8 protein-coding genes are annotated in these 11232 nt (G+C 51.2%); all 8 read right to left on the bottom strand.

Annotation, left to right across the window (positions count from 1 at the left end; all coding sequences use genetic code 11):
• Positions 1–166: 166 nt before the first annotated feature.
• Positions 167–2650 (bottom strand): rhamnogalacturonan lyase, encoded by a 2484-nt coding sequence (locus KQI_RS0114475; protein WP_010347512.1) that lies wholly within the window; start codon positions 2648–2650, stop codon positions 167–169.
• Between the two features lie 353 nt (positions 2651–3003).
• Positions 3004–3939 carry a carbamate kinase gene (gene arcC / locus KQI_RS0114470; protein ID WP_029390167.1) on the bottom strand — a complete coding sequence of 312 codons (936 nt, stop codon included), beginning with the start codon at positions 3937–3939 and terminating at the stop codon, positions 3004–3006.
• Complete coding sequence (locus KQI_RS0114465; RefSeq protein ID WP_029390166.1) at positions 3869–4873, bottom strand: oxamate carbamoyltransferase subunit AllH family protein; 1005 nt, start codon at positions 4871–4873, stop codon at positions 3869–3871. The genes arcC and KQI_RS0114465 overlap by 71 nt, the downstream gene beginning before the upstream one ends.
• On the bottom strand, positions 4848–6107 hold the full coding sequence (locus tag KQI_RS0114460) for a YlbE family protein (protein ID WP_010347508.1): 1260 nt from the start codon (positions 6105–6107) through the stop codon (positions 4848–4850). Before KQI_RS0114460 ends, KQI_RS0114465 begins: the two co-directional genes overlap by 26 nt.
• Positions 6108–6185: 78 nt before the next feature.
• A complete protein-coding gene (gene fdrA, locus KQI_RS0114455; RefSeq protein WP_010347507.1) occupies positions 6186–7946 on the bottom strand; it encodes an acyl-CoA synthetase FdrA in 1761 nt (586 codons plus the stop codon).
• Between the two features lie 57 nt (positions 7947–8003).
• Positions 8004–9053, bottom strand: a complete 1050-nt coding sequence (gene allD / locus KQI_RS0114450; protein ID WP_010347506.1) for an ureidoglycolate dehydrogenase — start codon at positions 9051–9053, stop codon at positions 8004–8006.
• Positions 9054–9129: 76 nt separating this feature from the next.
• Positions 9130–9897: a (S)-ureidoglycine aminohydrolase gene (gene allE, locus KQI_RS0114445; RefSeq protein ID WP_010347505.1), complete on the bottom strand. Its 768-nt coding sequence runs from the start codon at positions 9895–9897 to the stop codon at positions 9130–9132.
• 79 nt (positions 9898–9976) lie between these two features.
• Positions 9977–11215, bottom strand: a complete 1239-nt coding sequence (locus KQI_RS0114440) for an MFS transporter (RefSeq protein ID WP_010347504.1) — start codon at positions 11213–11215, stop codon at positions 9977–9979.
• Positions 11216–11232 lie beyond the last annotated feature (17 nt).

Raw genomic sequence — 11232 nt, 5'->3', positions numbered from 1 at the left:
TAAGTCTTAATAAGCTTATAGCACCTGCCTCTGGCAAGGATTGGACAAGCCACTTGAAAGGCTCTAAAAATGAAAAATGGCAAGCCTCTAAATAAGTAGAGGCTTGCCATTGTCTAAATTCAATCATGATGAATGCGGCAAAAGGTCGCAGGCTTCCGGTTTGCTGTTATAAACCCTCTGCTGGTTCCGCCGAGTCAGTCTTCAATTCCTTCGTATCTCGTTCCGCTTCATCTACTTCCTTTACATCGATTGCCTTGTCATCGACCTCCGATGCCTCTATCTGATCCGCTTCGTCGCTGCTCTCTTCCTCCATCAAGGCTCTTGGCGTGTAGAGCTTGGGAATCGGCACCTTTGCCCAATCCATATCGGATGCGAAGTAAAAGCTGGTATAGGACGGCTGATTATAGCCGGTATTTTGACGCGCCACATCCGCCCGGTACTGCGGATCATGCATCAACGTGTATAATTTATGCGTTGTAGGCTCGGTGCTCAAATAGATACGGATCGCCGAGCTATCCGCTGTACGGACAAGCATTTCCTCGCGCCAATCTCCGAAAACGTCGGCAACCAGCGATGGCGTTCCTTTCGTATAATTGTTCGTTTTGGTGCCTGTTGCGGTCAGCAATGTGCCTCGTTTCCAATCTTCAATGGTCGGGGTTACGTCGATCGCCCCGTTCACGATTTGTGTGGTCATGTTGGCAGCCCATTTGATACTCATATTGGTGCCAGGCATCTTCGTATCAAGCTGCTTGCCCGCCGCAGTCCACAAGCCCATAGCCCAGGTTTCCAGCCCCCGCTGATCAGGGTCTATGTCGCCGACCATACCCCGGCCTGTATCTTTGCCGGAATATCCGCCGTAGATGACTTTGCCCGTCTTGGCATCCCGTAGCGAATAGCCATAGGGAGCATAGGTTCCACCCTCATGCACCATAAAGATTTCTTTGCCCGGCCGATCCGGGTCAATATCGGTCACATGCAGCGCATCACCGTGTCCCAGTCTGGCGGTTTGGCCCGGAATGGCGCTTTCAGGGGGCATAACATCAAACGAGCTGTACAGTAGGCTGCCGTCATGGTCGATGGTAGCAGAGCCGTATACGATCTCGTCCTTGCCGTCATCATCTACATCCACCATACTTAGTGAGTGCGCTCCCTGTGTAGTCAAGGTGCCAAATTTCGGGTCCGTTCCGTCCCGTCCGTGCGGACTGTCGTTGAACGGATTGGTCATCGGTGTCCAGCCACTGTCTACCATCCAATGCTTTTGGAGATGACGGCCGTCCCATGTATAGGTGACCAGCGTGGAACGGGTATAATAGCCGCGTGCAAATACGGCATAAGGCTTGCGACCATCCAGATAAGCCACCCCTGCCAGGAAACGATCTACACGGTTGGCAGGTTCAATCCGGGCCATGGCATAATCTCCCCACATGAGGCCGTCGTCATGGCGCTCTGGCTCATAGCGGATGGTTTCCAGCTCAGCTCCCGTTTTTCCTTTGAAAATGGTCAAATACTCCGGTCCATCCACAATAAAGCCTTCGAACTCTCTCAGTTTGTTTTTGTCGCTCCGCGAAGGTGCATATACATCCATAAAATAGTCCGTCAGGCTTTCCGCATCCTTTCGGGATAACGGATAGCTGTACTTTGGAGCAATACCAAAGCACTCCTCCAGCGTAGCAGGCCACTGTCCTTTGACCACTTCCTCATGCTTTGTCCAGTTCATGAACATGTTCACTACATGCTCATAATAATCCGTGCGGCTCAAACGGTAATCATCCTGATGTGTAATTCCAGCTTTGCGATCCTCGCGGGGCAAGGTAATATATTTCTCTTTTTTCGGCTTGCCCTTCTTGTCAAAAGTAATCGTTTTGGTGCCTGGAGCCGTCTTGAACATCAGCTCGGCTTTGCCGTCTCCATCAAAATCGTACACCATCATCTGTGTATAATGCGCACCTGATCGAATATTCACACCAAGGTCAATCCGATACAGCAGCTTGCCCTCGAACGTATACGCATCGACATACGTATTTCCGGTATAACCTTTCTGAGATACATCTTTGGAATTCGACGGGTCCCATTTTACAAAAAATTCATATTGCCCGTCTCCGTCCACATCTCCCACGCTCATATCGTTGGCTGAGTAGGTATAGGCTTCACCTGCGGGTGTTGTGCCATCGGCGGGCTTTTGAAGAGGAAGCTCATAGTAACCCTGCTGCCATGGCTTCACTTTGGCACTGCGATCCTTTTCCCGCCCGTTAACAACCGATACCACCCTGTACACCGCATTTCCGGTGCCTTCCTTATCGACATAGTTGGTGCTGTCGGTCACCGTCGCAATCTTCTTGCCGTCACGGTATACGTTAAAGTTCGCTCCCGTCAGCCCTGTTGGGCCATAGCCACTTACTTCCTGAGCCAACAACCGCCAGCTTAAAAATACTCCCTCCTGCGTCACCGCAGCTACCAATCCCCGATCCAGCTTTTCCAGCTGGATGCTGCCGCTGCGGTTCTGTTCAGCAGCGATTGCTGAATCAGCCTGCAGCGTCGGCTCGGACAAGTCTTCCGCAGCCACACCTCCGGTCGTGCCCGTCATCGCCAGCATCACTGCCAACGCGGCGGTCAAGCTTCCTTTTCGCCATACGCCTTTCCCTTGAGCCATTCAAGTCGTCCTCCTCAATTGTGTTGTAATGACAAGCAAATACCCAAAATGATTGCGCTTACATAATTTAAATTCCTTTTTATTATAGTTTTGCTGTTATCCCAAAAGCGTTTAAATATCCGGGGATTTCTCTACACAAATCCGTGTTGTTGCCAATGAATTGAAATAGCCCCCACACCAAGTCTGTGCAAACATGGCAAGATGAGGGCTGAATAAGGATTTTTGCAAAATCCAATAAGCGATTTTCAATGAACCATATATAAAACTAAACAACCGTTCCCCGGTCGAATACCAGGAAACGGTTGCTGCATGGATGATTTGCCGCTTGCACCCTCTCTGACTGTGCCAGCTGATCAGGAAATATGCGTGCCGGCTTTTCCCCTGAGGGCCGAAACGGCATCTTCGATTGAGCATATAATCGTGTGTTTTCCTTGTTCTGCCAATGATATAGCCGCCTCTATCTTCGGTCCCATACTGCCTGTGGAGAAATGTCCCTCCTGAACGTACTGTTTGGCTTCCTCCATACTGATATGGCCTAGCTTCTGCTGCTCCGGCTTTCCGTAATGAATGAAAACATTTTGCACGTCTGTCACCATCATGAAGATATCGGCGTTCGCTTCCTCGGCCAATTTGCGGCCGCTGCGATCCTTGTCGATTACCGCTTCGATGCCCTTAATCGTGCCGTCCGCTTGCCGGATAACCGGAATGCCTCCGCCTCCAGAAGCAATGACAATCGCTCCGCTCTCGACAAGCCTCATAATGGTTTCTGCCTCCAAAATAGACTGCGGCTGCGGCGAAGGAACGACGCGACGCCATCCCCGGCCCGCATCTTCACTCATGTTCCAGCCTTTCTCCTGAATCATTTGCTGGGCTTTCTCTTCGCTGTAAAAGGTGCCGATTGGCTTGGTTGGATGCAGAAAAGCTTCATCATCCTCGGATACCTGCGTTTGTGTCAGCACACTGACGACCTGCTGCGTCAGCCCCCGCTTCCGCAGTTCATTCTTTAAGGATTGATCGAGCATGTAACCGATTAATCCTTGAGACTCCGCACTGCATACGTCTAACGGAAAAGGAGAGACAACCTCTTTCGCTTCTTCATTTTGCTGCAAAATCAATCCCACCTGCGGACCATTGCCATGTGTAATGACGACTTTATAGCCCGCTTCCACGATATCAGCAATCTTTTCACTGCTGCTGCGTACATTTTCTAGCTGGTTCTCATAGGTTGCTTCTTGGTGAGGCCGCAAAATGGCGTTGCCCCCCAATGCAATCACAACTCGTTCTGACATGTTCATACCTCCTTAGGGCCATGATGGCATTGGCGATCCCGAATACCGTATCGATCCCGGAACTGTGTCCGGTTTGCAGTAATAGCGCAAGCCTGGTTTGAAAATAAGCTGCATCCTTCATAACCATCGCGTTCAGCACCCGGGTTACCTTGTCGCTGAATCGGCCGTGCAGCGCATGGAGCAAATAAGCTTTGCTCACATCTGTCGTAATTGCTTCTGTTTCCAAAATATGATGAAGGATGGTCAAAAACGCTGGATGAAAGGCACCGGTCAACCTATGAACGGCCAACAATCCGATAAGAAAATCATCTCCCGACGGCGTCAGTCCTGGCCCACGCCCCAGAAAATACCGCAAGGGCGTCTCGATGGCTCGAACCTCACCGGATAACAAAGCATCAAGCAATTGTTCCGCATGCCGTATCGTAGTGTACTGCGGATCATCCGGTCTATAATCTTTCACAAGAAAACGGTTCCATTCCACGTCGAGTCCCGTCGGCACCCCCCAGGTGAGGCATGTTTTCACTAATGTATCAACGTGAAATAAATCACGGAAACTACAGTAATGACGGGCACGGATTTCATAATGGAACGGCGTGGCTTGCGAAAGGTCAAGCGTCATCGGGTATTTGGGACGATAGAATTGAAGCATGTCCGGCGTCCTGACAACAACCTCGTCATTGCACTTGACATAAAAACGCAGCCTTCTGACACTTTCTTGTCCCATATGAATGCCGAATGGAACTCTGCCGTTCTTCGTTGTCCCGATAAAAATCAATGCGTCTTCCATGGCCAGGTTGATTCCGTTCTCGAAAATGCTGTGCACACGACCTACCGGCCTCCGGGAGAGGAATGCCGTAAGCTCGGCGTGAATCTCCTCTCCCATGAGACAAGACGTATAAAGCGACGCTCTACAGAAGTCCGAGCTTCGACGCATAAGCTTCAAGCGCCTTCTCAAAGCATTCGACCGGCGGACGAACTGTACCGGCACCGATCTGCCCTACACCTGGCTCCTTGTGGGCAATACCGGTATTAATGACTGGCGTAATTCCTGTTTCCACTACCTTTCTGGCATCAATACCGAGACAAATTCCGCGGAAGTTCCAGGTCGGAACAGTAAAATTCGGGTTCTGGTCGATAGAGATTTCGACCATTTCATTGCTCGTTGCCAAGGCATCTTGGAATCCTCCGGCTCCGACGAACCGCGTAACGCCTGGAGCTGCAATCATCGCCATCCCCCCAACGCCAAACGTTTCCGTAATCGCGCTGTCGCCGATGTCCGGGTTGGCATCCGCTTGCGAAAAGCCGGTAAAGAACAGCCCCTGCGGCGTATTTACGGGTGCGGTAAACCATTCGTCTCCCATGCCGCTGATGCGGATGCCAAAGTCCTGTCCATTCCGGCACATGGCGGTTACGACCGTGCCTGCTTCGACGGTGCGGGCCCCATCCATTACAGCCTTGGACGCTGCCATCATGATATTCAGGAAAAATTGATCGGTATCCGCCAAAAATTTGATAACGCTTTGCATCTCCTGCTTGTCCATATCGAGATTGACGATATAAGGGCTGATTTCTTTCAAAAAAACGAGCGAAGCGGCAATGTTGCGTTGATGGAATTCATCCCCCATCGTAATGGCTTTCGCGATCATGACGTTCAGGTTAAGACCTTCCTTCGTTGCCTTAAGCGCCCGGGAAAGCGTCGGGCCAAGCACGTCCTTCATCCATGTCAAGCGGGTAATGACTTCTTCTGAATAAGCGCCGAAGCGAAGCACCTTGCCGATGCCTTCGTTCATGATACAGTAAGCCTCATTGCCTTCGGAACGATTATTGACTACGAATACCGGCATATTACCGGATGTGATTCCTCCCATAGGACCGACTGCCTTGACATGGTGGCACGGGATGAAACGGATATCGCCCCGTTCAAGCATGCTGCGGGCCTCCATTTCAGCCTTCGCCCAGCCCTCGAATAAAGCAGCACCTACGCACGAGCCTTGCATGGGACCTGTCATGTCCTTGTACGCGATCGGCGGGCCCGCATGCAGTAGCGTCTTGCCTTCCAACTCTGGGATGACGGTATGTGCTGGTACTACATCGACGAGAAACGGGGCTCCGCCAGCAATTTTGTCAATAACCGCCCGATTGGCTTCATCAATAGTCTGATATTTCATATGAGATTCCCTCCTGGCCGTTCATCTGCAATGTTGATTGTTCAACATAGTCGCAGTTCATAGGCAGTTGATTTATCGTTAACTCGAAAACCGGTAATCTTTTAATTGGTCTAATATTTGCTGCATCTTCACGCTGCCGCCCGCAACCGGTCTCCAATCGTACTGGATCGCGGAAGCAGCGCTTGCAGTAATGGATTCTGTAAACTTTCGCAGCCCCACATTAATGACAGACGGCTTCCCGGCAAGCAACGCTTCGATTGCAGTAGAAGCGGAGAACGCCTCGGGAGCGAATGTTGTTGCAGGACGGTGTGCCTTTGGCACGTCTTCGAGGACGAGCTGCATCATAGCCAGCACCGTGCGCACCGCCTGGTTGTTGCTCTCTTTGACTAGCACGCCCGCCTGTTCGAGCTTGCGCTTCTGCTCTGCATAAGACTGCGGATCTTGATGGGTGCCGCACAGAGCAGCTACAAAATAGAGGTTGCGCCCTTCAGTCTTCGCCTTGGCTGCGGCCTTTTCAATAGCCGGAGCCAGCACGCCCGCAACGTCATCATGACCGCCGTATCCCAGCACGACGTCGAATAAAATGACCGCAGTGGCTGGATCTTGCGCAGCCTTCTCAATATGCTGAATCCGGGTAGCCGGATCGATCATCGGATGCGGCTTGCCTTGCGTATACATATCGTCGCCTAAATCAACGATGGCATGACCGTTTGATCTGAGGACATAACCTGCCTCATGGATAAGTCCATCCTTCAGTTGAAGGGCATCCGCGATGAGCATAGCCGCTTCGGCAGCTAATGTGCCGCCTGCATACAAACCTTGAATCGAGGTTTGTCCCGGATTCAATGCTGTCTTCGGCACATCGATCGGCAAGCTATATAACGGCTGCACGGCGGCGCCTTTTGCCAGATCAATCGCAATCATCGCTGCTTCCTCCAACGTATAGGCTTCATAGACATTCCCTACATGTGTGGACGGTTTCTCTCCCAGGAAGAGGGTAACCACCGGCTTAGGTAGCCCCTGTAGCTGGCTTACGACCTTCTCGCGCACCGACTTGGCCGGCGGCTTGGATACAATGACGATTACCTCGGTCTGGTCGTTATGCGCCAGTCCGTGGATGCCGTCCAACATCGTAATCGCCCCAATAGTCTCCGAGAGGTCACGTCCCCCGGTGCCAATCGCGTGACTGATACCGCCGCCCATGCGGTCGATCAGCGTGGTCACCTCCTGGATGCCTGTGCCCGATGCGCCGACGATACCGATATTGCCCGCTTTCACCCGATTTGCGAAGGCAAGCGGAACACCCGATATCACACCAGTACCGCAATCAGGACCCATCACGAGCAACCCTTTGTCATGTGCCTTCTGTTTCAGGCTCAATTCTTCTTCTACCGGTACATTGTCACTAAAAATAAAGGCATGCAGTCCGTAATCAAGCGCTTTGTCGGCTTCTGTCGCCGCGTATTGACCTGGAACCGAAATAATGGCCAAGTTGGCATGCGGGTTCTCCTTCAACGCGCGCTCCCACGAGCGTACGCTCTCGGTTGAGGACTGGCTGCTGCTGACGGATTGATCGCTTAAGAAGCTGTCAACCGCCACGAGAATATCATCCAGTCCGCTGTGCGTCTCGGTATCGATGACAATGCACATGTCGTTGGCCCCGGCCATCTCCAGCTCATCCGTATACAACCCGGAATTGCGCATAATGTCTTTGTTAGCCGGCGTCCCCATCATGATCGACGCCTGCATCACACCTTCAAGCGCAGAAATATAATTGGTCAGGAGCATCAAATTGACCGAATCTTGATACGAATTTTTTTTAATGATCGTATGCAGCATTCCTGGTTCACCTCACTTGTCTGTTTTGATTCATTGACATTTCTTATCATGCAGGTGTTACGTTGCAAATGGATCTTTATGATCATAAGTGTTGTTATGAACGACATCGGATACGAGATAGTTATATACCTCGTCTACAATCTCAATGCCGTTAGCTTCGTTCTCCTGCTCGATCAGGTCATAATTCTGTCCCGGATAGAGAACTCGCTCAAAGCCAGGCGCCGGATTAATGCCGTTCAAATCACTCATCGTCTTCGAAATGTTACGCCGGAACGTATCCAAATCGGTAAAAAAGGACGGGTTAATCACAATATGAAGCTGACCCAGATTGCGGCCTTCGGTCAGGTCGTGGTACATGGAGCTGACCTGATTGCCGAACGGCAAACCAAGAAGGATGCCGGACAGTACATCGACCATCATCATCAGTCCGTACCCTTTCGGCCCTGCAATCGGAAGCAATGCGTGCACTTTAAAAGGGTCATCCGTCCTTACGCCCTGTTTATCCACCGCCCATGTATCCGGAATCGGCTCGTGCTTTGAACGGGCATGCAAAATTTTCCCCCATGCCTGGACGGTAGTCGCCATGTCGAAGGTGATGAGCTCGCTGCCTTCTCCTGGCGCAGCGAAAGCAATCGGATTCGTGCCGTAATAAGGCTCAGCCCCGCCGAAAGGCACAACCATCGGATCGGATTGGCAGACTGAAATGCCAATTAGCCCCTCCCGCGCCGCTTGCTGTACATAATAAGACAGGGAGCCACTATGCCCGATATGTCTTACCCCGACAACGGCGACACCATTTTCCTTGGCGATATTCACTGCCTCCCGCATCGCCTGCATGGCCGCCACATGCCCGGCCCCGTTATCCCCGTCGAAAACGGCGGAGCATGGCCCTGTCTTCTCGAACGCAAAACGGGGATTCACGTTCGTTCCGCCTTTTGCAATGCGCTCCGCATAATATTCGACACGCATGGCCCCATGCGAGTGGACGCCACGGGCATCGGCATGTACGAGCACGTCAGCCACCACATCCGCATGGTCGACAGACAATCCGGCACGGGACAATTTGGTTCGGATAAGCTCATGCAGTTCTCGTTTGGTTACTCTCATGTCTATCCCCTCTTTGCACGTATTCCGCCTTCTGCTGCCGATTCGGACAGCAACAAAAGGCGGTCAATCCTGTCACTTATAGGGACGCATCCCGGTTGCAATCTTTGGAATACAAGTAGGCGAATGGCTCTCTGCCTACAGCGTAGGTTGCTTGCGGCACATAAGGTCCCATATACAGGTAATCCCCTTTTTTAATCGGAATCCATTCATTGTCCAGGTTATAGACGCCTTCACCGGACAGCATAATCGCCCCATGCTCCTGATAATGCGTCTCCACGAACGGATGACAGCCGCCCGGTTCAAACGACAGAATATGAAAATTCATATCAAATGCAAGATCAGTTGGAAGTAAATCCTTCAGCTTTACATTCGTCATGCCGTCATAATCGATCTCCGCAATATCGTGCACGTTCCCTGAAACAACCCATGGAAAAAAGCTATTTCCTTCAAGCGGCGTATATTTCTGCTTGTACAAAAACAACCGGGTATCTTCAGCCTGCTCGTTCTTCAAGTACAGCTTTACGCCCGGCGGACAATACAAGTATCCGCCCTCCTGCAGCGAGTATGACTCTTCACCCGCAGAAGCTTTCACCCGCCCTTCCATACAGTACACGAATGTTTCCACGCCAGCTTCGCCGAAGCCTTGCTCGTTCTTGCCCCCCTCGTGCATCGTCACCACATAATCGACGAATTTGGCACCAAGACGCGGGGAAGCCAGTATCGTCAAATCGCATTGTTCAAAGCCGGGCACAATATTTTTAACCAAACCCTCCGGCGGAATTAAGGCGAAGTTGCCACGCTTGATAATGGAACGGCTCGATAACAAATCTTTTGGATAACCCATGTTACACACTCTCCTTTTTTTTAATGAACCCGGTTCCAAGACGGATTTTACAATCTCAGATGTTGAAAACCGAGAAACTTCAAGATATCTGAGGCTTCTTCTTCACATTGGTCAGTAGCATTACCGCCGCCCCGATGACAATGATGATCGTCGCCAGATAGAAGCCAAGTACCTTGCTGCCCGTCGCATCAGATATGACACCGGTGACGAAGGGAGCAACAACAGATGAAATCATGCCGAAGAAGTTGAAGAAACCAAACGTTGCCCCTACCCCTTGCTTCGGTGCGATATCCGCCACATACGAGATTAAGAGAGGCTCGACGGCCAGCTTGCCAAGAAAGCCGTACAGGATAAGGCAGACAATAAGCAAGGTGCTCGTATTTACCGAAACAGTCAAATATAACATTGCTGCAGCCAGCAGTTCCAAAATGATAATGAACGTAATCTTCTTGTGCATAAACTTGTCGGACAGCCGGCTGAATAGCAAGGCTCCCGGTATGGCGCTGAAGGCAACCAAAGCAGCTGCAAAGCCGATAGCTGACCCTTGAAAGCCCCGTTCATTCTGTAAATAAGATGGAAGCCAGGTCACAATCATGTAATATCCGTAGCAGGTCGCAAAATAAAGCACATAGGAGGCAATCATCTTCGGATTGGCTAACAGCCGCTTCAATGTTGCCTTATCTTGAGCCCCCTCATCCGTGTCCTTCACAGCCGTTTTTGACGGCGTCGTGGTCTTCTTGATGTTCTTGGCAAACACCAGCATTAAGCTGAAGGCCAGACCTGCCGTAATAAAGAGCAGCACCCGCCAATTCCAGCCGGCATCCTTTACAAGGAAGCTCGAGCCAATAAGACCTATGGCCATGCCAATGGCGGAACCGCTGTTAATGATGGCCGTGGAAATGCCACGCTTCTCCTTGGGAATCGTCTCCGATGAGAGGGAATATGCCGGACCGTAATAAGTACCTTGCCCCAGTCCCGTGACGAAGCTCGCTACCAATAGGAACATGAGCGAGGTGGAGAACCCGGCAAGCAGAGCTCCGGTGGTGAACAGGATGAATCCCGGTATAATAATCGACTTCCGTCCGAACCTGTCCGCCAGCATCCCCGACGGAATTTGCATCATCGTATAGGCAAAGAAAAATACACTGAAGATGAGGCCCATACTCGCATCTGATGTCACATTCAAATCTCGTTCAATTTCGGGAAGAATCGGATTCAAGATCGTGCGATAAATCCAAATTACCGTCCATCCAAGACAAAGCATGACGATGACTTTTTTCCAATATTCCGACTTTCCCTGTTGACCTGCGTCCCTCACATTTCCCACTCTCCTCA

Origin of the sequence: Paenibacillus peoriae KCTC 3763, assembly GCF_000236805.1 — a bacterium.
GTDB lineage: Bacteria > Bacillota > Bacilli > Paenibacillales > Paenibacillaceae > Paenibacillus > Paenibacillus peoriae.
Note: the sequence above shows the minus strand (reverse complement) of the source record. Positions and strands in the feature narration are given on the sequence as shown.

Excerpts from the sequence above, each read along its gene's own strand:
- KQI_RS0114460 (WP_010347508.1), bottom strand. The coding sequence starts at position 6,107 with ATGAAATATCAGACTATTGATGAAGCCAATCGGGCGGTTATTGACAAA.
- allE (WP_010347505.1), bottom strand. The coding sequence starts at position 9,897 with ATGGGTTATCCAAAAGATTTGTTATCGAGCCGTTCCATTATCAAGCGT.
- arcC (WP_029390167.1), bottom strand. The coding sequence starts at position 3,939 with ATGTCAGAACGAGTTGTGATTGCATTGGGGGGCAACGCCATTTTGCGG.
- KQI_RS0114475 (WP_010347512.1), bottom strand. The coding sequence starts at position 2,650 with ATGGCTCAAGGGAAAGGCGTATGGCGAAAAGGAAGCTTGACCGCCGCG.
- KQI_RS0114465 (WP_029390166.1), bottom strand. The coding sequence starts at position 4,873 with ATGCGTCGAAGCTCGGACTTCTGTAGAGCGTCGCTTTATACGTCTTGT.
- allD (WP_010347506.1), bottom strand. The coding sequence starts at position 9,053 with ATGAGAGTAACCAAACGAGAACTGCATGAGCTTATCCGAACCAAATTG.
- fdrA (WP_010347507.1), bottom strand. The coding sequence starts at position 7,946 with ATGCTGCATACGATCATTAAAAAAAATTCGTATCAAGATTCGGTCAAT.